20 protein-coding genes are annotated in these 24,200 nt (G+C 61.7%); 6 read left to right on the top strand and 14 right to left on the bottom strand.

The features are described from left to right. Nucleotides 1-16 precede the first annotated feature (16 nt). The 14 genes from EDC39_RS00490 to EDC39_RS00425 form a co-directional block, all read right to left on the bottom strand. On the bottom strand, nt 17-1,663 hold the full coding sequence (locus tag EDC39_RS00490) for a two-component system sensor histidine kinase NtrB (RefSeq protein WP_148894141.1): 1,647 nt from the start codon (nt 1,661-1,663) through the stop codon (nt 17-19). A gap of 12 nt (nt 1,664-1,675) precedes the next feature. Further along, nucleotides 1,676-2,893 carry a type II secretion system F family protein gene (locus EDC39_RS00485; protein WP_148894140.1) on the bottom strand — a complete coding sequence of 406 codons (1,218 nt, stop codon included), beginning with the start codon at nt 2,891-2,893 and terminating at the stop codon, nt 1,676-1,678. 11 nt (nt 2,894-2,904) lie between these two features. Further along, on the bottom strand, nt 2,905-4,044 hold the full coding sequence (locus EDC39_RS00480) for a type IV pilus twitching motility protein PilT (protein ID WP_148894139.1): 1,140 nt from the start codon (nt 4,042-4,044) through the stop codon (nt 2,905-2,907). Nucleotides 4,045-4,112: 68 nt separating this feature from the next. Further along, nucleotides 4,113-5,813: a type IV-A pilus assembly ATPase PilB gene (pilB, locus tag EDC39_RS00475; protein WP_148894138.1), complete on the bottom strand. Its 1,701-nt coding sequence runs from the start codon at nt 5,811-5,813 to the stop codon at nt 4,113-4,115. A gap of 167 nt (nt 5,814-5,980) precedes the next feature. After that, entirely contained in the window at nt 5,981-6,871 is an 891-nt protein-coding gene (aroE, locus tag EDC39_RS00470) for a shikimate dehydrogenase (RefSeq protein WP_148894137.1), read from the bottom strand. Then, nucleotides 6,864-7,862: a bifunctional riboflavin kinase/FAD synthetase gene (locus tag EDC39_RS00465; protein WP_148894136.1), complete on the bottom strand. Its 999-nt coding sequence runs from the start codon at nt 7,860-7,862 to the stop codon at nt 6,864-6,866. The genes aroE and EDC39_RS00465 overlap by 8 nt, the downstream gene beginning before the upstream one ends. A 1-nt stretch (nt 7,863) precedes the next feature. Then, the gene (gene rnr, locus EDC39_RS00460) at nt 7,864-9,981 is read right to left on the bottom strand and encodes a ribonuclease R (RefSeq protein WP_148894135.1); all 2,118 of its coding nucleotides are present in this window, start codon (nt 9,979-9,981) and stop codon (nt 7,864-7,866) included. Nucleotides 9,982-10,059: 78 nt separating this feature from the next. After that, nucleotides 10,060-10,719, bottom strand: coding sequence for a prepilin-type N-terminal cleavage/methylation domain-containing protein (locus tag EDC39_RS00455; RefSeq protein WP_187426568.1), 660 nt, complete (start codon nt 10,717-10,719; stop codon nt 10,060-10,062). After that, nucleotides 10,716-14,996 (bottom strand): PilC/PilY family type IV pilus protein, encoded by a 4,281-nt coding sequence (locus EDC39_RS00450; RefSeq protein WP_148894133.1) that lies wholly within the window; start codon nt 14,994-14,996, stop codon nt 10,716-10,718. Before EDC39_RS00450 ends, EDC39_RS00455 begins: the two co-directional genes overlap by 4 nt. 18 nt (nt 14,997-15,014) lie before the next feature. Beyond that, nucleotides 15,015-15,626, bottom strand: a complete 612-nt coding sequence (locus EDC39_RS00445) for a pilus assembly PilX family protein (protein WP_148894132.1) — start codon at nt 15,624-15,626, stop codon at nt 15,015-15,017. Continuing rightward, nucleotides 15,613-16,629 (bottom strand): prepilin-type N-terminal cleavage/methylation domain-containing protein, encoded by a 1,017-nt coding sequence (locus tag EDC39_RS00440; protein WP_187426567.1) that lies wholly within the window; start codon nt 16,627-16,629, stop codon nt 15,613-15,615. The genes EDC39_RS00445 and EDC39_RS00440 overlap by 14 nt, the downstream gene beginning before the upstream one ends. A gap of 10 nt (nt 16,630-16,639) precedes the next feature. Beyond that, nucleotides 16,640-17,089, bottom strand: a complete 450-nt coding sequence (locus EDC39_RS00435) for a type IV pilus modification PilV family protein (RefSeq protein ID WP_148894130.1) — start codon at nt 17,087-17,089, stop codon at nt 16,640-16,642. Between the two features lie 137 nt (nt 17,090-17,226). Continuing rightward, nucleotides 17,227-18,588: a sigma-54-dependent transcriptional regulator gene (locus EDC39_RS00430; RefSeq protein WP_148894129.1), complete on the bottom strand. Its 1,362-nt coding sequence runs from the start codon at nt 18,586-18,588 to the stop codon at nt 17,227-17,229. Continuing rightward, nucleotides 18,585-20,126 (bottom strand): sensor histidine kinase, encoded by a 1,542-nt coding sequence (locus EDC39_RS00425; protein WP_187426566.1) that lies wholly within the window; start codon nt 20,124-20,126, stop codon nt 18,585-18,587. Before EDC39_RS00425 ends, EDC39_RS00430 begins: the two co-directional genes overlap by 4 nt. Nucleotides 20,127-20,320: 194 nt before the next feature. On the opposite strand from EDC39_RS00425, the gene EDC39_RS00420 reads away from it, so the two are divergent. From EDC39_RS00420 to EDC39_RS00395, 6 genes are all read left to right on the top strand, one after another. After that, nucleotides 20,321-20,542, top strand: a complete 222-nt coding sequence (locus tag EDC39_RS00420) for a ferredoxin (RefSeq protein ID WP_148894127.1) — start codon at nt 20,321-20,323, stop codon at nt 20,540-20,542. Nucleotides 20,543-20,560: 18 nt separating this feature from the next. Next, nucleotides 20,561-21,121, top strand: coding sequence for a hypothetical protein (locus EDC39_RS00415; RefSeq protein ID WP_148894126.1), 561 nt, complete (start codon nt 20,561-20,563; stop codon nt 21,119-21,121). 22 nt (nt 21,122-21,143) lie between these two features. Continuing rightward, nucleotides 21,144-21,746, top strand: a complete 603-nt coding sequence (locus EDC39_RS00410) for a DedA family protein (RefSeq protein ID WP_148894125.1) — start codon at nt 21,144-21,146, stop codon at nt 21,744-21,746. Nucleotides 21,747-21,845: 99 nt separating this feature from the next. Continuing rightward, a complete protein-coding gene (locus EDC39_RS00405; RefSeq protein WP_148894124.1) occupies nt 21,846-22,184 on the top strand; it encodes a nucleotidyltransferase domain-containing protein in 339 nt (112 codons plus the stop codon). Nucleotides 22,185-22,286: 102 nt separating this feature from the next. After that, nucleotides 22,287-23,312 (top strand): agmatine deiminase family protein, encoded by a 1,026-nt coding sequence (locus tag EDC39_RS00400; protein ID WP_148894123.1) that lies wholly within the window; start codon nt 22,287-22,289, stop codon nt 23,310-23,312. After that, on the top strand, nt 23,309-24,196 hold the full coding sequence (locus EDC39_RS00395; protein WP_148894122.1) for a carbon-nitrogen hydrolase: 888 nt from the start codon (nt 23,309-23,311) through the stop codon (nt 24,194-24,196). Before EDC39_RS00400 ends, EDC39_RS00395 begins: the two co-directional genes overlap by 4 nt. Nucleotides 24,197-24,200 lie beyond the last annotated feature (4 nt).

The raw sequence follows: 24,200 nt of genomic DNA, 5'->3' as shown, positions 1-24,200 counted from the left end.
CTTTTCTTCCCTGAATTCAGTTCAAGACGGCCTGCCGGCCGAGAAGAATGCGAAAACAGGCGCCGCCCAGCTCGCCCTTGCCGACGATCAGCTGCCCGCCATGCGCCTCGACGATGCCGTGCACCGTTGCCAGGCCGAGCCCGGTGCCTCCCGGTTTGGTGGTGAAGAACGGTTCGAAAATCCTCTCCCGCAACTCTACCGGCACTCCCGGTCCGTCGTCCTCGACGGCGATCCCGCCCGAATCCGGATCGACGCTGACGCGGATGCGCCCCCGCTGCTGCATGGCCTCGGCGGCGTTGATCAGCAGATCCCAGATCACCTGCCGGATCTGGTCGTGGTCGAGCAGAAAACGGGCGCCTTCCGGACAGCGGACTTCGACCTCGACGGCGGCAAAACGTGGATCGGAACGACAGACCTGGAGCGCCTCGGCAAGAAGCTGCCGCAGGTCGCACACCTCGGCCTGCGGTTTCTTCGGCCGGGCATAGGCGAGAAAATCGGTCAACAGGCCGCTCAGCCGTTCGGCTTCGCGCACTACGATGCCCATCAGCCGCCGATCCTGGTCGCTGACGTTCTCGCCTTCCATCAACAGCTGCACCGATCCGCTGATCGATGCCAGGGGATTGCGGATCTCGTGCGCCATTGCCGACGCAAGCCGGCCGACGGCCGCCAGACGGTCGGCCCGTCGCAGCCTCTCCTCCATCTCCTTGACCATGGTCAGGTCCTGAAAGGAGACCAGCAGTCCCAGCAGCCTCTCCTGGGGATCGCGGATCAGGCTGGCGGCATAGCCGAGGGTGCGCACCTGCCCCTCGGCATCGACGATATCGGCTTCGGCCCGCTGCCGTGTCCGGTAACCGTCTTCGCCAAAGACATCGAGCCGGGGAAAGAGCTCCCGTACGTCCCGGTTGTAGACCTGTTGCAGAGCAAAACCCGTGATCTGCTCAGCCGCCCGGTTGAACGAACGGATGCGCCCCTGCTCGTTGACGATCATCAGGCCGCTGCTGATGTTTTCGAGAATGACCCGGTTCAGGGCCTCGAGTTCATCGTAGTCGATCTTCTGGGCCTGCAGGGCCTGCTCACTGCGCCGCCAGCGTTCGGCCAGGGCGGCGCAGAGCAGCGCCGTCAGCAGAAAGCCGGCGACATGCACGAAGATGGAAGAGAACGCCTGCTGGCCGGTGATCTCCTGCGACAGCGGCAAGCCCGGCAGGACCGGGAGCTGACCGTAATACTGGAAATCGACCAGCCCCCCGTAGAGGATGGCCGAAGCCGAGGCGACCAGCAAAATGTCCCGCCAGCTGAAGAAGACGCTGGCGGCAATGATGACGAAGACGAAGCTGAACGAAAAGAGACTGTCGACGCCGCCGGTTACATAGATCAGGCAGAAACAGAAGAGCAGATCCCAGGCGATCTGGGTCTGGGTGAAAAAGACGAGGTTCCGCAGGCGCGGCAGTGAAAGGACCGAAGCCAGGGCGTGCAGGTAGGAAGCGACGATCAGGCCATAAAGATAGCCGAGAGCCGGATGGCCGCCAGCCATGCCTGCCCTGAGCTGAAAGAAGATGGCCCCGCCAAGAAAGATGGTGATGACGGCGATTCTGGCCAGCAGAAACCAGGTCAGGTGCCGACGGCTCGGCTGCGTCTTCCAGCCTTCGGGACCGGCCAGAACCATAACCGCAGTGCTCTAGCCCCCGACGGTTCCGGCCAGTTTGAAGATCGGCAGGTACATGGCGATGACCAGGCCGCCAACCGTGGTGCCGAGAAAGAGCATCAGCAGCGGCTCCATCATCGAGGTCAGGTTGGCCACCGCGTCGTCGACCTCGTCGTCGTAGAAATCGGCGATCTTGTTGAGCATGGTGTCGATGGCGCCCGACTGCTCGCCGACGGCGATCATCTGGCAGACCATGGGCGGAAAGACCCCCGATTTTTCCAGGGGCTCGGCGATGGTCTTGCCCTCGCTGATGCTGGCCCGCACCTGGTAGATGGCCTTTTCCACCGTCTTGTTGCCGGCGGTCTTGGCGACGATGTCGAGACCGTCGAGAATCGGCACGCCGCTGGCGATCATGGTGCCGAGGGTGCGGGTGAACTTGGCGACCGCCACCTTGCGCAACAGTATGCCGAACACCGGCAGCTTCAGGGACAGATCGTCGATCACTTCACGTCCCCTTTTGGTGGCGTAGATCCGCTTGAAGCCGACAACGAAAACCACCAGGCCGATGATGATGGCCACGATGTAATCCTTGAAGAAATTGCTCAGCTCGATGACTAACTGCGTCGGCGCGGGCAACTCTCCGCCAAAATCTCGGAACATCTTCTCGAACTGCGGAATGACGAACACCAGGATGACCGAAATGACGATGATGGCGATGCCGACAACCGTCGCCGGATAGGTCATGGCGCTTTTGACCTGTTTTTTCAGCTTGAGCGCCTTCTCGATGTAGGCGGCCAGACGGTTGAGAATGGTGTCGAGAATGCCACCCACCTCGCCGGCGGCCACCAGGTTGACGTAGAGCTCGTCGAAGGCCTTGGGATGCTTGGCCAAGGCGTCGGCAAAGGTGGAGCCCGACTCGACGCTCTCCTTGACGTCGGTCAGGATCTTTTTGAACGTCTTGTTATCCTGCTGGCGCGCCAGAATGTCGAGGCACTGCACCAGGGGCAGGCCGGCGTCGATCATGGTGGCGAACTGCCGGGTGAAGACGACCAGGTCCTTGGTGGTCACCTTCGGCTCGAGGCCGGGGATCTTGATCTCCATGTCAAGTCCCTTACCCCGCTCTTTGATGCTCGAAGGCATGATCCCCTGTCGACGCAGGGCGGCGATCACGGCCGCTTCATCCGGGGCCTCCATGGTCCCCTTCTGAAGCTTGCCGGCACGATTCTTACCCTCCCAGGAAAACTTGGCCATAACTCACCTCATCAGGTCGCAGCGGTCGGCTTGGCTCCGGTTCCCGCCTTGATCCCCCGCTTGAGCACGGAAGACGGATTGGCGATCATCTGTTTCAGCTCCTCCGGGTCGGGGGAGCGGGTCATCGCCATTTCCAGTGAAATCTTCTTCTGGTGAAAGAGCATGAACAGGGCCTGGTTCATGGTCTGCATGCCGTATTTTTCCTGTCCCATCTGCATCTGCGAATAGATCTGGTGTACCTTGTCGTCCCGGATCAAGGCGCGAATCGCCATGTTGGGCACCATCACTTCCACCGCCAGGGCGCGGCCGCGGCCGTCGGAGCGGGGAATCAGGGTCTGGGAGAGCACTCCCTCCAGCACGAAGGAGAGCTGGGTGCGTACCTGGGTCTGCTGATGAGGCGGGAAGACGTCGACGATGCGGTTGATGGTCTGCACGCAGGAGTTGGTGTGCAGGGTGGCGAAGCAGAGATGGCCCGTCTCGGCGATGGTCAGGGCCGCCTCGATGGTTTCCAAATCGCGCAGCTCGCCGAGCAGAACGATATCCGGATCCTGGCGCAGGATGTACTTCAGCGCTTTTTTGAAGGAATGAGTATCGGCTCCGACCTCCCGCTGGTTGACCACGCATTTCTTGTGTGGATGCAGATATTCGATCGGATCCTCGATGGTGATGATGTGCTCGTGTCGGGTCTCGTTGATGTAGTCGATGATCGAGGCGAGGGTCGTCGATTTGCCGCTGCCGGTCGGCCCGGTGACCAGCACCAGGCCGCGCGGCCGCTGGGCTATCTTGGTCACTACCGGCGGCAGACCGAGTTCATCGAAGGTCAGAAACTTGTAGGGGATCAGACGAAAAGCCCCGGCCAGAGCTCCGCGCTGCATGTAGATGTTGCCGCGGAAACGGGCCAGCCCCTTGACGCCGAAAGAGAGGTCGAGCTCATTCTCCTCTTCGAATTTGCGCTTTTGGGCATCGGTCAGGATACTGTAACAGAGCTGCTTGGTGTCGGCCGGCTGCAGCGGCGGCAGCTTCAGTGGCACCATCTGACCATCGATGCGCAGCTGCGGCGGCGTGCCGGTGGTAATATGCAGGTCGGAACCGCCTGCCTCGACCATCGTCTTGAGCAACTGGTGAATGCTGACCTTCGTTCCCTCGCTCATGATTCTCCTGCCAGGCTGTTGAAAAACTTTTCAACCCCCTGCTACTCCGCGCCCGGATACCAATGATTTCAGTCGTCGGCGACGGTGCAGCGCAGAACCTCCTCGAAGGAGAGGACTCCCTCCTCGAGTTTGGTCAGGGCCGACTGACGCATGGTCTTGACCCCGAGCCGCATCGATTCGCGCTTGATTTCCGCCGTGTTCGCCCCGGCCAGCACCATCTCGCGGATCTCCTCGAACATGGGCATGACCTGGTAGATGCCGACCCGGCCCTTGTAGCCGGTGTGGTTGCAATGGGAGCAGCCGGCCCCCTTGTAGCAGACGATGTCGTCAACCTTGTCGGCCGGCGCTCCGGCCTGGATCAGGGCCTCCTTGGGAATGTCTTCCGGCTCCTTGCACTGGCTGCAGACCCGCCGTCCGAGGCGCTGGGCTGTCACCAGGTTGACCGCCGATGCGACCAGGAAAGGCTCGATGCCCATGTTGAGCAGGCGGTTGATGGTGCTCGGCGCATCGTTGGTGTGCAGGGTGGACAGAACCAGGTGCCCGGTCAGGGCCGCCTTGATACCGATCTCGGCCGTCTCGAAGTCACGGATCTCGCCGATCATGATGATATCCGGGTCCTGCCGCAGAAAGGCGCGCAGGGCGGTGGCGAAATTGAGACCGATCTCTTCGTGCATCTGCACCTGGTTGATGCCGGCGAAGTTGAACTCGACCGGATCCTCGGCGGTGGAGATGTTCTCCGTCGTCTTGTTCAGTTCGGCCAGGGCCGAGTAGAGGGAAACGGTCTTGCCCGAACCGGTGGGGCCGGTAACCAGAACCATGCCGAAGGGCTTGTGGATCTGCTCCTTGAACCACTTCAGGGCCTGCTCCTCGTAGCCGAGCTTGGTCATGTCGAGCTGCAGGTTCGACTTGTCGAGCAGACGCAGACAGACCTTCTCGCCAAACAGGGTCGGCAGGCAGTTGACCCGGTAGTCCATGTCCCTGCCGCCGGGCAGCTTGATCTTGATCCGGCCGTCCTGGGGCAACCGCCGCTCGGCGATATCCATTTCGGCCATGATCTTGATGCGCGAGGTGATGGCGTTCTTCAGCTTCATCGGCGGCTTCATCACCTCGTAGAGCACGCCGTCGATCCGGTAGCGGACGCGAAAGGTCTTTTCGTACGGCTCGATGTGGATATCGGAAGCCCCGCGCTTGATGGCGTCGGTCAGGATCAGGTTGACCAGCTTGACGACCGGCGCGTCCTCGCTCGCCTTCTCCAGCTCGGTGACGTCGACGTCGTCCGAATCGTCGACCACCTCGAGATCGATATCCTCGAGATCCCCCAGAACCTCGTCGAACGAGGCGCTCTGGTCGTAGTACTTGTCGATGGCATCCTTGATCGACTGCTCCGGCGCGACCACCACCTCGACGTTGTAGCCGGTCATGAACTTGATGTCGTCGATGGCGAAGATGTTGGACGGGTCGCTCATGGCGACGATCAGGGTCGCTCCGGCGCGATTGACGGGAACGATCTGGTACTTCTGGGCGACCTCGGCCGGAATCAGTGCGATGACGTTGGGGTCGATCTCGAATTCGGCCAGGTTGATGGAAGGCACGCCGTACTGGCGGGAAAGAAAGGCGGCGAGCTCCTCTTCCTTGATGAAGCCGAGCTTGATCAGGCTCGCGCCAAGACGTCCGCCGGTGGCCTTCTGCTCCTCGAGAGCACGGGCCAGCTGGGCGTCATCGATCAAGTTGTTTTTTACCAGCAGTTCGCCGAGCCTGTTGCTTGTCATGGTAATAGGACAATTCCCCCTCGCGGCAGAAAAAACTCTGTTGAGACCGCTGCCATCTTATAGAACGGGTTAAGGCAAGTCAAGCAAACCACCTTGGATTTCAGCCACTTCTCCTGAATCGAACGACCTGCATGACAGGCCGTCGGTTTTCGATCCGCATGCAGCCATCAGGTCCTGCGATCGTCAATCTCTGCCAAAAGCCGTCGCTTCATGACGCCAGAAGGCGGCATGCGCCCCATCCAGAGACAGAACGACAGCTCCCCCTGGGCCGCCAGCATGCCGAGTCCGTCGACAGCCCGGACCCCCAACCTGCGGGCCTGGTTGACCAGCGGCGTCCCACCGGGTCGATAGACCATGTCGTACAGGCTGAGGCGGCCGGAAACCGCATCCCAGGGGAAGTCGGCAAAGGCCTCTCCCCGCAGGCCGATGGAGGTGGTATTGACCACCAGGTCACTGTCGGGCAACAGGGATCGCAGGGAGTCATCCAGCGCATGAGTTGCAATCTGCGTGCCTGAAAAACGGGACTGAAAGCGGAACCTCAGTTCCTCGGCCCGCGACCTGGTCCGGTTGACCAGATCGATATGAACGCAGCCGGCCCGGGCCAGGGCGACAATGGCTGCCCGCGCCGCGCCGCCGGCGCCAAGCAGCAGCACCCGGCGTCCCCGGGGGTCAAAAGCCAGATCCTCGCGCAGGGAACGGACCAGTCCGGCGCCGTCAGTATTGAACCCTTTCAGTCGGCCATCCTCGTTGACCACCGTATTGACCGCCCCGATCAGTTCCGCCTCGTCATCGAGCTCGTCGAGCAGGGTGCAGACAGCCTCCTTGTGCGGAATGGTGACGTTGACGCCGCGCAAGCCCAGGGCGGCAATGGCGTCGACCGCCTGCGGCAAACGCGCCGCGGGAACATGAAAGGGGACATAAATGGCGTCGAAGCCGGCCTGACGCAAGGCTTCGTTCTGCATCACCGGCGACAGGGAATGGCTGACGGGATCGCCGAAGATGCCGAGCACGGTCGTCCGGCCCGAAACCTGAACCCGTCCGGCCGGCAGTTCAGTCATTTCCGCCTCCCTGCCCTGCCGCCACTGCAGCGCCGCAGTCGAGATATTCCCGGTATTCGACGATGCGGCTTGAACCGAGAATCCGTCTCGCTTCACTGATGTCCCGGCGGATTCGCGCCGCAAGTTCTTCGGCCGACGAGAAAACCAGCTCGTCCCGCAGCCGGTCGACGAAATAGACCCGCAGCAATCGGCCGTAAAGATCCCCTTCAAAATCGAGCAGGTGGACCTCCAGCGAAATCCTTTCCAGGCCGAAGGTGGGATTGAAGCCGATGTTCATGACGCCGTCGTAACAGGTATCGTCCAGTTTCACCTTGACGGCGTAGACGCCGGGGCGGGGAAGAATCTCCTTTTCGGTCAGCAGGTTGGCGGTTGGAAAACCGAGTTTCCGCCCCCGGTTGGCGCCGCGAATGACCCGGCCCTCGAGATTGAAATGACGACCGAGAAGCGCCACCACGCCGCGAACGTCACCTGCTCCGAGACAGCGCCGAATCAGAGTGGAGCTGAAAACCTGGCCCTCATACATAATCGGTTCCATCTGCTCGACCTCAAAACCGTGGCGACCGCCTGCCTGCAGCAGAAAGTTCACATCTCCTTTTCGGCCGCGCCCAAAGGCGTAATCATGGCCGACAATAAGCTTCGCAACCCGCAGCCGTTCAACCAGAACATCACGCACGAAGTCTTCCGGCTCCATGGCGGCCAGATGGCGGTCAAAAGGCAGGATGGCCAGCAGATCGATGCAGGATGCGCGGATCAGGCGCTCTTTTTCTTCACGGGTATTGAGCAGGCGCGGCGCCTGTTCCGGCGCCAGCACCTTGAGGGGATGCGGATCGAAGGTGACCACCGTCGACAGAGCCCGCAGCCGTTTCGCCTCCCGGATGACCCGGCGGAAGATTTCACGATGGCCCAGGTGGACTCCATCGAAATTGCCGATGGTCACAACCGTCCGCTCATCCATCATCCGGCAGTCGTCGATACTTCTGACAACCCGCATATCACTCTCCGTCGAGCAAAACAAAGTCGATCCGGCGACCTTCGACGTCGACCCGGTCGACCCGAACGCGAACCCGGTCGCCAATCTGGAAAATTCTGCGCCGATTATAGCCGACCAAACGCTGCAAATCTTCATCAAAATAGTAGACGTCATCTTCCATCCGGCTGACATGGACCAGCCCCTCGACGAAGATGTCGTCAAGCTCCACGAACAGCCCGAAGGGACGGACCATCGCTACCACGCCGGCATGGTCGGCTCCGATATGCCGCGCCATGTACTGGCACTTTTTCAGTTGCAGCACATCGCGCTCGGCCTCCATGGCCCGGCGCTCCAGATGCGAAGCCTGTTCGCAAAGTTCGGCCAGCGCCGCGGGAGCCGGACTCCGGTCCAGCGCCAGGGCCCGGCGCAGGGCGCGGTGCACCAGCAGGTCGGGATAGCGGCGGATCGGTGAGGTAAAGTGACAGTAATGGCTCATGCCGAGACCGAAATGCCCGAGGTTGTCGGCGCTGTAGCGGGCCTGCTTCATGGCCCGCAAAAGAGCCTGGTTGACCACGAGCGACAACACCGCATCGTCCTCAACCTGCTGCAGCAGATCGCTGAAATCGGATGGTTTCGGCCCCTCCTGGTCGATGTTGAAGCCGAGTCCGAAATGGGCCAGGTAGTGCTGCAGCTCCATGAGACGGTCGATGGCAGGCGGCTCGTGAATCCGGTAGGGAAAGGCCTCGCCCTGCCGTTCGAGAAAGGACGCAATCGCCTGGTTGGCCGCCAGCATGAACTCTTCGATGATGCGGTGGGAAAAGAGCCGCTCCCGCCTGAGAATCGCCTCGGGCCGGCCGCGCAGGTCGAGAACGATGTCCGCTTCCGGCAGATCGAGATCGAGACTTCCGAACTCCTGCCGGCGCCGCTGCAGCAGCCGGGCCAGCGCCGCCATGTCATCCAGCTGGTCGCAACCGGGACGCTCGCGTTTCCGTCCGTCAAGATGGGCCTGGACCTCGGTGTAGGTCAGGCGGGCGACGCTGCGGATGACGGCGGAACTGAAGCGGACGTTCCGACGTTGCCCCTCTCTATCGAAGTCGAGCTCGGCCAGCAACACCAGCCGGTCCGCATCGGGATTGAGTGAACAGATGCCGTTGCTGAGCCGTTCCGGCAACATGGGGATGCAGCTGCCCGGAAAATAGACGCTGGTACCCCGCTCGCGGGCTTCCCGGTCGAGAGGACTGCCGGGACGAACATAGTGCGCCACATCGGCAATGGCGACCCGCAACAGAAAGCCGTCATCGACACGTTCGCACTGCACCGCGTCATCGAAATCCTTCGCCGAGAGTCCATCGATGGTGACAAAGGGCAAGGAACGCAGATCCCGCCTGCCGGCCAGGTCCGCCTCGGAAACCCGCTCGGCTATGGTTTCGGCTTCGGCCAGCGCCGGGCGGGAAAATTCGTACGGCAGACCGAAGCGGATAGCCGTCGCCGTCACCTCGACCCGGGGGTCGTCGGCATCGCCCAGCACCCTGACGATTTCACCTCGTGCGGGCCTGCCCCGCTCCGGATAGTGCCGGATGGCCGCGACCACCACCTGCCCCGGCTGCGCCTGGCTGGTGGCGCCGCGCGGCACGACGACCGGTGGCAGAGCCTCCCGCCCCAAGGGAACGACCAGATGATCCCGGCGACCGGGATGAAAGACTCCGACCACCTCCGAACGCGCCCGTTCGAGAATGCGCTCCAGCCGACCCTCCCAGCGGCCGCGACTGTCCCGCCAGGCGACAACCGTCAGGCGGTCGCCATCCATCACCTCGCCGAGTTCGCGGGCCGGCAGAAAGACGGAAATATCCTCTTCCCCGTCCACCCGCAGAAAGCCGTATCCCTCGGGACGCAGGGCGAGAACGCCGCTCAATCGCCGGCGGGGCACCAGCCGGTAACGGTCTCCCTTGAGCCGTTCGACCAGTCCGCGGTCGGCCAGGTTGACCAGCAGCGCCAGGAAGACCCGCCGTTCATGTCGCCGGATGCCGATGCCGCGGCCGATGTCGCCGGCGTCATGAACCCCCGGATGGGCCTGAAGCCAGGACAGGACCTTTCCTTCGTCAATTCGAAGCTGTTTTCGGCGGTGTTTCATGCGACGCATAGTGACAGGATTTTCCAGTGAGGAAAAGAAAAAACCCGACTGCCGAAACAGCCGGGTTCATTCACTGCAGAAGATGCGTCATCGCCAGTTTCCACCGTCACTCATACAGAGACGAAAGAATCCCGGACGCAGGGAATTGACGGCGTAGGTCCGGCGGCCGTCGGTAATGTAGATGTTGCCGACAGAGCTGACCTTGCCCCGGCCGTCGAAACGGATGCATGGTTTGCCGTTGCAGGGCGGATAGTTCGGCCTGGAAAAGGTGACGTCGTCACTGCCAACCGGATTGATGGCCGAACTGCCGGAGCAGGCCGAAGTCGTCGCCGGGCCGGAATTGAAGCTGAAGCCGTTCGGCAGGCTGTTCTCCAATAACGTGGTGAAACTGTCGGCAGCGTCGGGATAGCCGTTGTTGTCGGTCGCTTCGGGATTTCCGTCCCCATCATCGTCGACCCAGAGTTCGGCCCTGTAGCTGTTGGCGGCGGGGTCGAACACCACGAAGACATTCTGCTGAATGAACTGCTCGCCGGTGGCGGCGGGAACAGACTGGTAATCACCCGCCTTGATGGCCTCCATCTGGGCGGCACGCATATCCTCCAGCACCCGGTTGGCGGCGTTGCGCAGGCTCCAGCGCCGGAACTGGTCACTCATCACGCCTCCGGCGATCCCGAACAGGATAGCCATCAGTCCGATGACCACGAGCAGCTCGATCAGGGTGAATCCGGCCTCGCTACGTCCTCTCACCGCAACCTCCAGGAAAAGACCTTGACGCGAATCCCCTTGTAGTCACCAACGGCCGTGGGATTGCCCAGACGCAGCATGTTGCCCGAGAAGTCGGTGGCCACGGCTCCGCCCTCGACGATCTCGACCGAACCGACGGCCGCGCTTTCCGTGGTCACCGAACCGAGAAGCTTGCCCTTGGAGCTGAGCACCATCACCCGCCCCGTACTCTGGGTGTTTTTGTCGATGGTGCTGGCCGCATCCTGGTCCTGCTCTCTGTAGCCCTTGCCGGTGGCAATGTAGATCCGGCCCTGGCCATCGATGGTAGGCGCGCCCCAGATCTTTTCACCCATGGCCAGGAAGTTGCCGGTGCCGACGGCGTCGATGCTCTCCGCCTTCCACAGCAGGCTGCCTCCCGGCGGATCGTGCAGCTTGACGGCATAGAGGCCGTACTGCATGTTGTCCGGCGCGAAATCGGTACCGCCGGTACCGAAAATGGCGGTCTTGCCGTAGAGAGCCACCGGCGCGCCGATGGGCACACCAAGAAGAGTGCCGTTGGCATCCGTGATTGCATAGGCGGGCGAAATGGACTTGGTCTTCCAGACCATGCTCTGGGTATCCGGGTCGTATTCCTGGTACTTCTCGGGTCCCCGGGAAGGAATCTGCCACAGCCGACCGGCCAGGTCGCCGAAAACGATGTAGTCGACCACGCCGTTGTTGTCGTAATCGAGCAGGCTCGGCGGCGCCGGCGTGGCCGAAACGTTGCCGTTGACGGGATAGTTGTCGTGCCACTGCCAGATAAACTGGCCGGTAAAGACGTCGAGCGCCAGCAGGTTGATGCCGTAGGAACCGTTGTTGGTGTCGACGTTGCCGTTGGCATCGAGGGGCTGATGGTAATTGGCGGTCAGGAAAACCCAGTTGCCGATACTGTCACCCAGGCGCACCTTGCCCAGAGCCACTCCCTTGGCATCGCCGACATTGTACGGGGAGAGATCGGTCTCCCAGAGCACCTTGGGAGTGTAGGGATCGGTGACATCGAGGGCAAAGATCAGTCCACGGTTCTCCTTCGCCACAGTGGCGGTGGCGATCAGGATGGTCCGGTACTCGGTGCCGACGACATTGCCGTTGGCATCCTTGATCGGCATCAGGACATCCCGCACCGCCGGCGAACCGGAAACGGACACCACCGGCTCCTTGTTGGGATCGACATAGTCCTGCTGCTGCAGGAAAGGCAGCAGGGTCGAGGGGATGTAGGCCCAGATCTCCTTGCCGGTACCGGCGGTGTACTTGCCGGTAGTGGAATCGTAGGAGCCGGCGTAGAAGGCGTGCAGCATGCCGTCGTCGCCGCCGACATAGGCAATGCGGTCACGATGCTCGTCCTGGATCAGCGACGAGGAACCGACAATGGCCGGCGTCGAGGTCCGGATGCCCCAGAGCCGGTTCGGCCGCTCGCCTTCACCGGCCACCAGTAACGGCGTCGCCTTGTCCCGACCGCGCACCGTGTTGATCCAGGCCTGGGTTTCCTCGATCGTCGCCAGCCCCATCTGCAGGTGCAGGTAATCGGTGGTCTTGGTCGCGGCGTTGATGTCAAAGCCCACTTTCGTCGTGCCGTTGTTGGTGAAGATGTAGCGGCTGGCCGGCGAGGAACTGATCGTCGCCGGGTTTCCGGTGCCCGCCGGCGGCATGACCTCGGCCGCGTCCCAGACTATGGCCGAGGCGGCATCCCAGTTGCTGCTTATGTCAATCGCCTGGAAATGCCCCCGGTAGGTCGGGAACTCGTAGGACCCCTGGAAGGCCAGGGAACCGTCGATGATCGGCGACGACTGCACGTAGGTGCTGGTGATGACCGTGAACTGCAGACCCAGCACCGTGTTCAGCACGAAACGCGTACCGCAGGTGTTGTTCTTCTTGATATCGCAGTAGGAGATGTAGGACGGATCGATGGTGGGCGACGTCGCCGGATCCGTGCTGCCGGAACCGGTGGACACCGCGCCCAAAGTCAGGTTGATGCCGGTGTCGGCGGCACCGTTTTCACCGGATGCCACCGCCGTGCCGTTCTCGTAGAGCGTGTAGCCCGGCACCGCCACGACATTCACGCAGCTCCAGTCCACCACCATGTCGTCAAGATCGACATCCCCCGTGTAGCCGTTGGCGCGGGAGATCTCCTTGAATTTGATGACCACCTTGTCAAAGCTGCCGTCCGAATTGAACTTGTAGGAAACCTTGTCGAGCTTGACATAGAGAATGGCCTGCCCCGAGGCGTCCTTCAGGTCGATGGTGTCGGACCGCTTGATGTCATAGTTGCCGGTCGCCGCCGGCTTGAATTCCGCGCTCAGATCGAGCTCGAACGAAAGCGGCGTAACGGAACCGTTGACACGAAAACCGAACTGGAAGACATCTGTGTTCTCGGTGACCGTCACCTCCAGCTGAGGCGGTGTTTTGTCCCACTTCTTGTCCTTGTGATAATCCTTCAGGTGGAGGGGGGGCCCCGGGTCGCACACCGTGCCCGGCGGGGTATTGACGCACAGGGTCTTGTCTTTCTGTTTCGATTCCGATTTCAGCACCGCGCTGTAGGTGCCCGAGGGAGTGCAGGAGGACGCCACCCCCGAAGAGGGCCAGGTGACCACCACCTTTTCGATGGTCTGCTCCAGCGGCGACAGGTTGCTGAGGGCGATGCCTTCGAGATGGGTCTTGCCGGCCGTCTGGCTGGAAACCCACTGGTCCAGGTCGGAAAGCAGGACCCCGTCCTCGTCGGCGAAGTTGAGAGAACCGTCGGGACTCATGGTGACGTCGATCGCCGTCGGCGACCCGGAATAGTAGAAACTGAGCACCACCTGGTCCGCCGGATCGAGAGGCTCGTCGATGACCAGGTCGAAGATGCGCTTGGTCGGTGCCGTCGCCACGGTCGTCGTGGTCCCGCCCGGCGGCGTCCAGGTGTTGTTGCATTCCAGATAGCGGTGACCGGCCAGGTAGGTGACGTACCCCTGGGACGGGCTGCCGTTGATCCGGCCGCCAACGTAGTAGTCGTACCCCTGCCCTCCGGCGCCGTCCGGATCGTGGGCAAAACGCTCGACCGTGTTGTTGTAGAGCCCGCCGACGTTGGCGTGCGGCTTGAAATTGTGGACATGACCGCCCTGGGGCGTGTAGATCCAGCCCGCGCACTGGGTCAAAAAGCCGGACGGCTTGTCGTAGATGATCTGGTCGGGGTCCATCAGTCCGCCGTCGGTGTAGAGACGCGGACCTGGCTTGGCCTTGTCGGTCACCCAGCCACCCTGGGCGTCGATGGAGGCATCGTCGACGCCACCGCCCGATTTTTCCATGTCCTCGGAGCCTTCGATACTCTCGATGGAGGCACACTCAAGAAAGGCCGAGTTGCCCGCCTCCATGAAGGCCCGCAGCTTCTGCAGCACCTGAACTCGCGCCTCATCGGCCGTCAGAACCGTACCGTCCGAGAGGGTGACCGGGCCGTTGATCTCGTCCATGATGACCCAGTGCGGCGCCCAGAAGAGGCTGTAAGTGTTGCCGTCCGCATCGGGAGTGGTCAGAACGTCCTCGATGATTTCGGGTACCGTCACCTCGTTGAAGACCAGCGTTTCGAGACCGAGCAGGCCGGCCGCCTGCAGGTAGGAACGCAGAATATCGACCTTGCCGGAACCGAGAATGGCGAGCTTGGGCGGCACCTTGTCGAGCACCTTGTCGATCGGGGCCGAGAAGCTGACATTGGCCGAATGCACCTTGACGTCGGCGAAGGCGTTGACGATCTGCAACACTTCGGTGGTAAGAAACTTCTTGTGGATGACGAAGGGACCGCCCCGGTAATCGATGACATGGGCGTCGAAATTCTCGGTGACGCTGGTGCCGGCGTTGTCCGTCCAGCTGAGGGTTCGCGCGGGCGGATCGATATCCGGCCAGTTGGCCGGGTCGGTCTTGGTCCGGTCCACCTTCTTCACCGGCGGAATGATGTCGCCGGTCGTCAGGTCGGGCTGGCCGGCGATGGTGAAGTCGACGTCGTCCGGCGTCACCTTGTCGGGACGCACCACCCAGGCCACCTTGGCGCCGCTGCGCAGAATCTCGTAGATCATGCCGTAGGCCTGGTACAGTCCATTGTCGTTCAGGTCCGCGTCACAGCCCGTCGACCGGAAGACAGCGTTGAGATTGGGGTCGTTGTTCGGCTGCCAACAGGGGTCCATGGGCACAATGAGCGATCCGGCCGGAAAACTCATCTTGGCCGCCCGGGCCGGTGATGCCGCCATGGCCAGGATGACCACGATCAGAGCCAGAAATTTACCGATCCCTTTCATATCGACCTCCCCTGCTTCTCAATCGCCCAGCTTGAACGATTCGGTGCTCGTACCCAGATTTGCCGCGTCGCCGATACCACTGACGTTGCGGTAGTGTTCCTTCCCAGGACCGCCGCCCGCCTGGCTGTAGGAATCCTCGCTGTCGTCGAAGAGCAGGCGGCTTTCGATCATGGTCACGGCACCGTCGGTCCGCTGCGCCCTGACATTGACCAGAATCAGCTGGTCGGTATCGACGGCGTTGGTCCCGTCCCCGTCGTCGTTGTCCTTGACGAACACGTCGATGCTCAGATCGGGATCGTTGCCGAAGTTGGCCGGAACCAGGCCGGTGGCCCGAAGAAAGAGGTTCTTGTTCTGGTCCGGGTCGGTTGCCGGTCCGCTGTAGTTCGGATCGCTGTCCGGGTCGAGAAAATAGTGCCAGAATTCGCTGGACTTGTACTGGTCGTTCAGTATCAGCCGGGCATTTTCGAGCCCGGCGTTGGCATTATGATAAGTCTGCGCCTTGCTCTTGACGGCGACACTGTCGGTCGTCGACCTCAGCACCTTGTAGGCGACCAGGGTGACGATGGCCATGATGCAGGCTGTCATCATGATCACGGTCACCAGGGCGATTCCCCTGTCATCGCGTAACATAGTTCTTCACCTCGACTTCACCGACGACGACGATCCGCCGGAATGCATCGTTGTAAGGTCCATAGGTATTGGACACAGCGTTACCCATCTGTGAGGAATAGTCGACGGTGTTGATCAACCCCTGGTCGGGGGCCAGCGCCCGCACCAGCAGATAGAACCGCACGGCACGGATGTCCTCGGTCGCGCCCGGGGCATCGACCCAGTTGCCGTCGACCAGATACTGCAGCTGCAGGCCGTCGACCTGACGATCGATGATCTCGTCCTGGTCGAGATCACTGTAACGCAACTGGCTTTCGCTCCCCGATTTCACGATATGGAACCTGCGCACCCGCACCGGAAAGATTTCGGTCCCTTCCGGCACATCGTCGATCAGGGAGGTTGTCAGGCTGATGGTGACGAGCTGTGTGTCGAACGTCTTGTTGCAGGGAGCATTGCCGGCCGTCACCACGGCCCCGAAACTGACACCGTCGTTGACGTCGTCGAAAATCTGGTAGATCCGCTTCTGGTTGGCAAAGGCGATCCGGTCGTGGACCGTACCGCCCTCCAGCCCCAGCCGTGCCCTCTTGTCATTCGAACTCAGGCCGGCCAGCGAATCCTGGGCGACGCAGGTGCGAACCTGGACCGGCGGCCCGGCCAGCGTGTCGAGCACGAAGATCGGCGGAAAACTCTCCTCTCCCTTGATGAAGGAGATCTCGTCGTCGGCATTGTCGTTGTCGGTCACGACAATCGAGGTCGGGTAGGTGTTGCCGCCAATACTGAGATCGGTGGAAAAATTGCGTCCGACCAGAAAACCGGCCATCTTGATTTCGTCGCCAACAAAGATCTTCAGCCGTTCGGCCCGGTCGTAGAGGTCGTTCTTGCAGATTTCCCGCAACCCCTGCTTCTGAAACTCCCAGAAGGCGGGAAACATGAAAGCGGCCAGAATGCCCATGATGCACAGGGCGATCATCACCTCGATCAGGCTGAATCCCGCCTGCGAGCTCTCAGGCCGCGTCCACTTCACGGACGGGGATTCATTCGACAACAATGGTATCAACCGCATAGCTGTAGGCCTGTCCTCTGTAGTTCCAGGTTACAGTAACCCGGCAGTCATACCGCCTGTCATTGACGACTTCATTGCAATTAATGGCATAAGAAAACCGGGGATCGATGGTATCCGCCGTCGCCGCCACGTCGGGAACGTTCAGGTCGGCCGTATCCGTGGGGCGCCACTTCTGGCTGTGCAGCCATTCGACCCACCTGCCGGCCACCTCGATGGCCACGTTGCGCATGGCGTTGCGCTGATTGAGATGCATGTTCGAAATCATCAGCGGCAAGGCTCCCATGGATACGATCAGAAAGATCACCATGGCCACCATGAGTTCGATCAGGGTAAAACCCCGATCTCCTCCGGCCGGTCTTCGCCGCGCCTCTTGCGTGCCAGTCATCTTCTTCATTTCGTCGTCTCTCGTCTCGATCTCCATGAGCCAAAGTCATCCGGCAACCTGTCATTTTGCAAAACCCGAACCAACCGCGGGATCAGCGTCATTCCGGCCTCTCGGGCCATCGGGCCCATGCAATGCACATCCACAGCTTCATCGCACGTGCAAATATTGCACGATCAGGATGCATTCTTTTCATCCCCCCCCAGACCATGATCCTTGATCTTGTACATCAGCGCCCGCAGGCTGATTTCAAGCAACCTGGCCGCTTTCGTCCGGTTGCCGCCGGTCGCGGCCAGTGCCTTGCGAATGTACTCCTTTTCGAGCCTTTCCGTCGCCTTCTTCAGCGAAAAGTCGTTCTCGCGGGAACGATCGCTGCGCCGCAGATCCCAGGGCATGTCGTCCCTGCCGATCCTGCTTCCCCGGCAGAAAATCAGGATCCTGGCCATGAAATTCTCCAGTTCCCTGACATTGCCCGGCCAGGAGTAGCTCTGCAGCAGGGCCATCGCGTCCCCGGTCAGCTCCGGCGTCGGCCTGCCTTCCCTGGCGGCATGCCGTTCGAGAAAGAATCGGGCCAAAACCGGAATATCATCGGGCCGCTCCCGTAGTGGTGGAATCGCCAGCTCGACCACCGCCAGCCGGAAATAGAGATCGTCGCGAAAACGCCCGGCCTCGACTTCCTTCCACAGATTCCTGGCCGTGGCGGCGACAACCCTGACGTTCACCGGCCGGGCCTTTGCATCCCCCACCCGTCGTACCTCTTTTTCCTGCAGAACACGCAGAAGCTTGGGCTGGAGCTCGAGAGGCAATTCCCCGATCTCGTCGAGAAAGAGCGTTCCTCCATCCGCCGCAAGAAAAAGACCGTCCCGGGCACGGTCGGCACCGGTGAAGGCTCCCCTGGCATGGCCGAACAGCTCGCTTTCGAGCAGTCCCGAAGCGATGGCGCTGCAGTTGACCGGCACGAAAGGACCCTCGCGCCGGGGGCCGGCATCATGAAGAGCGCGGGCCACGAGCTCCTTGCCGGTCCCGGTCTCTCCGGTCACCAGTACCGGACTGTCGCTGGCGGCGGCCCTGCGCACCAGATCCATCAGTTCGGCCATTGTCCGGCTTCTGTAGATGATGTCGGGCAGCCTGGGTGCCGAAATCTGTGCCCTGAGCAGCGCGTTTTCACGCAGCAGGCGCAGCCGTTCTTCGGCCTTCTTCAGGGTGAGAACGACCTCGTCGGTCTTGAACGGTTTGGAAATGTAATCGTAGGCGCCGCGCTTGAGGCACTCGATAGCCGTCTCGATGCTGCCGTAGGCGCTCATCATGATGACGGTGGCGCTCACTTCTTCCTGTTCGAGAAGATCGAGAAACGCCAGGCCATCGACATCCGGCATGCGCACATCGCAGAGAACAAGCGGGCAACGCCTTTGGGCCAGCAGCGCGATCGCCTCGCGCCCGTCACCGGCTTCTTCGACTTCATAGCCGTTCTTTTCAAGCATGAGCCGCAGCATCTGGCGCATGCCCGAATCATCATCAACCACCAACACGCGCATCATTCCACCCCTTCATCCGCAGCCGCCGGCAAGAAAACCCTGAACCGGCTTCCCTGTCCGACAGCCGATTCGACTTCGATCCGGCCGCCGTACTGGTCGACAATCCGGTGACAGATGCTGAGTCCGAGTCCCCATCCCCGGCCGGGCTGCTTGGTGGTAAAGAATGGATCGAAAATATGCTTCCGCTGGTCGGGATCAATCCCCGAACCCGAATCCCGGATTTCGAAAAAGGCCTCTTTTTCCCGCCTGCCGGTTCTGACTTCGATTCGTCCGCGATCTTCGCAGGCATCCCGGGCGTTCAGCAGCAGGTTGACCGCCACCTGCAGCAGCCGGTGAAAACTGCCGCGAACCGGCGTGTCATCCCGACAATCGACGGACAGCTCGATCCCCTTGAGTGCGCCCTGGTTGCCAAGAAAGTCGAGAGCTTCCCCAACCACGTCCGACAGACGGCACTGCAGGTCCGCGTCCGCTTCCGGCCGCGCAAATTCGAGCAGTTCCCTGACCAGACGATCGATACGGGCGCATTCCTTCAGCGCCGCCTCGACCATCCCGTGCGACGATTCCGGCAACCGCTCCGAGGAAAGCACGTCGAGATAGCCGATGACCGCACCCAGTGGATTACCGATTTCATGGGCCATGCCGGCGGCAAGATGCCCCACGGCGGAGAGCCTTTCGCTGCGAATCAGCTCCTCCCTCGCCTGCCGCAGCTCGGCGTTCGACCGCTCGAGGGACTGCAGGTTGGCCCGCAGACGTTCCTCGCTTGCCGCCAGTGCCTTGATCATGTCGTTGAAGCTGCGCGCCAAATCCGCAATCTCCCGTGGCCCGTCGAGATGAAGCGGTGCCCCGCCGGCTCGCGACACATCGACCAGACGGGTTTGCAGGGCTCGCAGCGGCCTGACGATTCTCTTGCCCAGAACAAGGTAGAGAATCCCCATGACCGCCAGGCCGTAGAGGGCGGCCAGAATAAAGAGAGTTCGCTGCAGCGCCGCCAGTTCTTTCGCTGTCGACGCCAGGGAAAATGTCAGCAGCAACCGCTGAGCCGGAACCCCGCCATGCAAAAGAGGGACGGCGACAACCAGCTCCACCTCCGTGGACAAACCGAAACGGAGCGGCCAGGGGTTGTAGCGCAGACGACTTTCGGGCACCATGCCGGTCAGTACCGAACCGAAAGACTCCCTGCGGTCGGCAGAGAGAATCTTCCGATTCCCGGTTTCGTACCGCCAGTGGCGCAGAACCGCGATATCACCCCAGGGCTCCAGAAGGGTCTTCAGCGTCCCTTCCATCGCATTCCGGTCCAGACTGTCGGCAGACAGCTTCGCCGACAGGATGCGGCTGACCGAATCGGCAACCGCCACCAGGTTTTTCTGCTGCTGGCGAAGCTGCTGGTGCTGAAAAAAACTGCCCAGCATCAGGGTCGCGGCCAGAACTGACGGAAGAACGAGAGCCAGCAGCAAACTGGCGACTTCCTGACGCACACCGGGCTGCCATCTGAACTTGCCAGAGATGTCGCGCATCCGCTCCCGCATGGACAATGAATTCATGAAAAAGGGCTCCACGTTCGCCATCAATCTATCAAAACCTGAGAAAATTAACAGGGTTAAATTCACATCACCGGCCAACCACCCTGTTGCAGGGGGCAGGGGTCATGCTAAGATTCTGAAGCAACCAGTCATGATGCCCGAGCTGCCGGGCAGAACGACCAGAACCTAAAGAACCCGGACAACAAGGAGTCTCCATGCCACGCACCCCCGTCGTCGATCAGCAATGCTGTATCAGTTGCGAAGTCTGTACCCAGATCTGCCCGGAAGTCTTCCGCATGGAAGGCGAAGAGGAAGGACACGGACACGACCATCACGATCACAAATCAGAGGTCTACAATCCGACCGGAGCGCCGGAGGAGAAGATCGAACAGGCCATGGACGCCTGTCCCGCGGCCTGTATCTACTGGGAAGACTGATCCCGGAGAAGCGCACAGGTGACCCGGACGAAGACAGAACACCTGCTGCGACATGTTGCAGCGTTGCTGCTATGCGTTCTTCTGGCCGGCTGTCTGGGCAATGCCGGCAGGCAGGACATCGCCGACAGCGGCCCGAAAACGCTCTATTTCGATGCCAACCTCGGTTTAAGCCTGACGGTTTCCGGCCGCTGGAAAAGAACCTTCATCATCCCTCCACCGGAATCGACCGCCCCCTACGCCGTCCGCTGGGATTGCGCCCCGAACAACGGCAACATCCGGGTCCTGATCGAAGCGGCTGCCTTTCCCGGTCGGGGCCGTCCGGACCGGGAAAGGCTTATGCAGCTGCTGCGCCGCCAGCTTCCGGGATTCGAACTGACAGCTTTCAGCGAATCGCCGAACCGGGGGAGACCACAATGGGAGATCCTCGGGCACACCGGCCGTTCGACTTTCCTGGTTCGCTACATCCTCTCCGGCTCCCGGCTCTACCAGCTCGGCCTGTTCACCCGACCGGAGGATTTTGACGCGGCCCGTTCCCTGTTCGACGAGGTGACATCCAGCTTCAGCCCGCTGAACGACTGAACAGGAGCAGGACGCAAGAATCATGGAAGACTGGCTGAAAATCTTTTTTCGGTTTCTTCCCGAAGGCGGCCTCTATTACCTGCTCATCGGCCTGATCGCCCTCGGTGAATCCCTGGTCGGGATCGGCCTGCTGCTGCCCGGCAGCACCCTCTGCGTCTTCGCCGGCTTTCTCGCCCTGCACGGCAAGGGAGAAATCCTCCCTCTCATCGGCGTCGCCACCCTGGGGGCCTTTTGTGGAGACCTCATCAGCTATCTGTTCGGCGCCCGTTTCGGCGGCGAGCTGCTGAAACATCCACTGCTGAACCGGAGAGTCGACCTGGTGCGCAAGGCCGAGATCTTTTTCGCCGAGCACGGCGGCAAGAGCGTCCTTTTCGGTCGCTTCTTCGGACCGATACGGGGATTCGTCCCCTTTGTCGCCGGCGGCGCCGGCATGTCACCGGCCCTGTTCACCACCTTCGCCCTCGTCAGTGCCCTGCTCTGGGGACTGACCTATCCCGGACTCGGCTGGCTGGCAGGAGTCAGCTGGCAGAATGTGCAGCGCTGGACCGGCCGATTCAGCCTGCTGATCCTGGCGGCGCTTCTGTTGACTGTTCTCTGGGCCAAGCTCCGCCGCAGGCGGAAATAGAATTCCCGTCACGACAACCTGCCGGATTCACGTTTGACTCGCCAATTCGGAAATGGCAGACTGCAGAGTTAATCTACCGGCAAACCAGGAGATTTCGTGATGCATGAGGATCTCAAGCAACGACTTGTCGAAAAATTGCGGCAGATCGATCCTCACAAAATCATTCTGTTTGGGTCGCATGCTCGCGGTCCGGCGGGACCGGAAAGCGATATCGACCTGCCCGTCGTGACCGAGGACGACTCCCTGCCACGTTCCTCTGCCGAAAAAAACGCCATCTACCTGCGCTTTGCCGGCGTCATTGCCGAACTGGAAAAAGAGATGCCCATCGACCTGATTGCCCACGCCAAAACCATGCACCGAAAATTCGTGGCCATGGGCAGTCAGTCTTCCCGGACGATCGTCAGCCAGGGAGAGTCCCTTCATGAAAAGACTCTCTGAGGAATGGCTCAATTCGCCAACGCGGTCCATGACCAGGTCGATGGCAGTCTTGCCCTGAATCTTTCCCGGCAGAAAACCGAAAGCTGAAACCGGAGCTGTCAGATGTCATCCATCCGTCTCCCCGCCGAGTGGGAACGTCAGGACGGCGTTCTCATCGCCTGGCCGCACGCCGCCACCGACTGGGCGGACTGTCTCGACCGGGTCGAACCGGTGTTTATCGAACTGGCCCGCGCCATCTGCGCCCGCGAAACCCTGCTGGTCGCGACTCCCGAACCGGAGCGGGTGAAAAAACGGCTGGCTCAGGCCGGCATCGCTCCCGACCGGGTCCGACTGGCAAAGGTACCGACCAACGACACCTGGTGCCGCGACTTCGGTCCAGTCACCATCCTGCGGGAAACCGGACCGCAACTGCTCGACTTCGGCTTCAACGCCTGGGGACTGAAGTTCGCCGCCGATCTCGACAACCAGGTCACCCGTCGTCTGCACCGGCTGGGCTTTTTCGGCGATACGCCCCTGTCGGTGCAGGGACTGGTTCTCGAAGGGGGGAGCATCGAAACCGACGGCGCCGGTACCCTGCTGACCACCAGCCGCTGCCTGCTGAACCCCAACCGCAATCCGCACCTGAGCCGCGGCGAGATCGAGGCCCGGCTGTGCAGCCAGCTCGGCATCGACCGCGTCCACTGGCTCGATCACGGCTGGCTGGCCGGCGACGACACCGACGCCCACATCGACACCCTGGCCCGGTTCGCCCCGAACGACACCATCGTTCACATCGCCTGCGACGACCCGCAGGACGAACATTATGCAGATCTGGCGACCATGGCCGGCGAGCTGGCGCGGCTGAGAACCCGCAGCGGCGCCCCCTACCGCCTCCTTCCCCTGCCCTGGCCCCGGGCCGTTTACGACCGGAACAGAAGACTGCCGGCTTCCTACGCCAATTTTCTGATCATCAATGACGCGGTGCTGGTGCCTCTCTACGACGATCCGGCGGATGAACGCGCCCTGGAAGTTATCGCCGAGGCCTACCCCGGCCGGGAGATCATCGGCATCGACGCCCGGCCGCTGATCACCCAGGGGGGAGCCATCCACTGCCTGACCATGCAGCTGCCACAAGGAGTTCTGCCATGAAACCGGTCAAGACCGCCCTGATTCAGCAAGAATGCAACCTGCCGCCGGCCGAGGCGAGAGAGAAATGCGCCGATGCCATCCATCGCGCCGCCGATCGGGGTGCCGGGCTGGTCGTTCTTCCTGAACTGCACAACGGCCCCTACTTCTGCCAGCAGGAAGATGTCGTCAACTTCGATCTGGCCGAACCCATCCCCGGACCGAGCACCGTCTTCTTCTCCCGCATCGCCGCCGAACGGAAGGTAGTCCTGGTGCTGTCCCTGTTCGAGCGCCGCGCCCCCGGCCTCTATCACAACACGGCGGTAGTGATCGACAGCGACGGCCGTCTGGCCGGCCGCTACCGGAAGATGCATATTCCGGACGACCCCGGGTTTTATGAAAAATTCTATTTCACCCCCGGCGATCTCGGCTTTCGACCCATCAGAACCTCCATCGGCAACCTCGGCGTGCTGGTCTGCTGGGACCAGTGGTATCCGGAAGCCGCCCGGTTGATGGCCCTGGGCGGCGCAGACCTGCTCGTCTACCCGACGGCCATCGGCTGGGATCCGCGGGACGATGACAGGGAAAAGGAACGCCAGCTTCAGGCCTGGCTGACGGTGCAGCGCGGGCACGCCGTCGCCAACGGTCTGCCTCTGGTGGCGGTCAATCGGGTCGGTCAGGAGCAGGATCCTGCCGGAGCAACCCCTGGCATCGATTTCTGGGGCAACAGTTTCGCCTGTGGTCCGCAGGGAGAAATTCTGGCATCCGGAGGAACGGAAGAGGCCGATCTGCTGGTGGAGATCGATCCGCGCCGCAGCGAGGAAGTCCGCCGTATCTGGCCCTTTTTGCGCGACCGGCGGATCGAATGTTACGGTGATCTGCTGAAACGATTCCTGGACGAAGACTGAACAG

Source organism: Geothermobacter ehrlichii (assembly GCF_008124615.1).
Taxonomy (GTDB): Bacteria; Desulfobacterota; Desulfuromonadia; order Desulfuromonadales; family Geothermobacteraceae; genus Geothermobacter; species Geothermobacter ehrlichii.
Note: the sequence above shows the minus strand (reverse complement) of the source record. Positions and strands in the feature narration are given on the sequence as shown.

Excerpts from the sequence above, each read along its gene's own strand:
- EDC39_RS00490 (WP_148894141.1), bottom strand. The coding sequence starts at position 1,663 with ATGGTTCTGGCCGGTCCCGAAGGCTGGAAGACGCAGCCGAGCCGTCGG.
- EDC39_RS00485 (WP_148894140.1), bottom strand. The coding sequence starts at position 2,893 with ATGGCCAAGTTTTCCTGGGAGGGTAAGAATCGTGCCGGCAAGCTTCAG.
- EDC39_RS00480 (WP_148894139.1), bottom strand. The coding sequence starts at position 4,044 with ATGAGCGAGGGAACGAAGGTCAGCATTCACCAGTTGCTCAAGACGATG.
- pilB (WP_148894138.1), bottom strand. The coding sequence starts at position 5,813 with ATGACAAGCAACAGGCTCGGCGAACTGCTGGTAAAAAACAACTTGATC.
- aroE (WP_148894137.1), bottom strand. The coding sequence starts at position 6,871 with ATGACTGAACTGCCGGCCGGACGGGTTCAGGTTTCGGGCCGGACGACC.
- EDC39_RS00465 (WP_148894136.1), bottom strand. The coding sequence starts at position 7,862 with ATGCGGGTTGTCAGAAGTATCGACGACTGCCGGATGATGGATGAGCGG.
- rnr (WP_148894135.1), bottom strand. The coding sequence starts at position 9,981 with ATGCGTCGCATGAAACACCGCCGAAAACAGCTTCGAATTGACGAAGGA.
- EDC39_RS00450 (WP_148894133.1), bottom strand. The coding sequence starts at position 14,996 with ATGAAAGGGATCGGTAAATTTCTGGCTCTGATCGTGGTCATCCTGGCC.
- EDC39_RS00445 (WP_148894132.1), bottom strand. The coding sequence starts at position 15,626 with ATGTTACGCGATGACAGGGGAATCGCCCTGGTGACCGTGATCATGATG.
- EDC39_RS00435 (WP_148894130.1), bottom strand. The coding sequence starts at position 17,089 with ATGGAGATCGAGACGAGAGACGACGAAATGAAGAAGATGACTGGCACG.
- EDC39_RS00430 (WP_148894129.1), bottom strand. The coding sequence starts at position 18,588 with ATGATGCGCGTGTTGGTGGTTGATGATGATTCGGGCATGCGCCAGATG.
- EDC39_RS00425 (WP_187426566.1), bottom strand. The coding sequence starts at position 20,126 with ATGAATTCATTGTCCATGCGGGAGCGGATGCGCGACATCTCTGGCAAG.
- EDC39_RS00420 (WP_148894127.1), top strand. The coding sequence starts at position 20,321 with ATGCCACGCACCCCCGTCGTCGATCAGCAATGCTGTATCAGTTGCGAA.
- EDC39_RS00410 (WP_148894125.1), top strand. The coding sequence starts at position 21,144 with ATGGAAGACTGGCTGAAAATCTTTTTTCGGTTTCTTCCCGAAGGCGGC.
- EDC39_RS00405 (WP_148894124.1), top strand. The coding sequence starts at position 21,846 with ATGCATGAGGATCTCAAGCAACGACTTGTCGAAAAATTGCGGCAGATC.
- EDC39_RS00400 (WP_148894123.1), top strand. The coding sequence starts at position 22,287 with ATGTCATCCATCCGTCTCCCCGCCGAGTGGGAACGTCAGGACGGCGTT.
- EDC39_RS00395 (WP_148894122.1), top strand. The coding sequence starts at position 23,309 with ATGAAACCGGTCAAGACCGCCCTGATTCAGCAAGAATGCAACCTGCCG.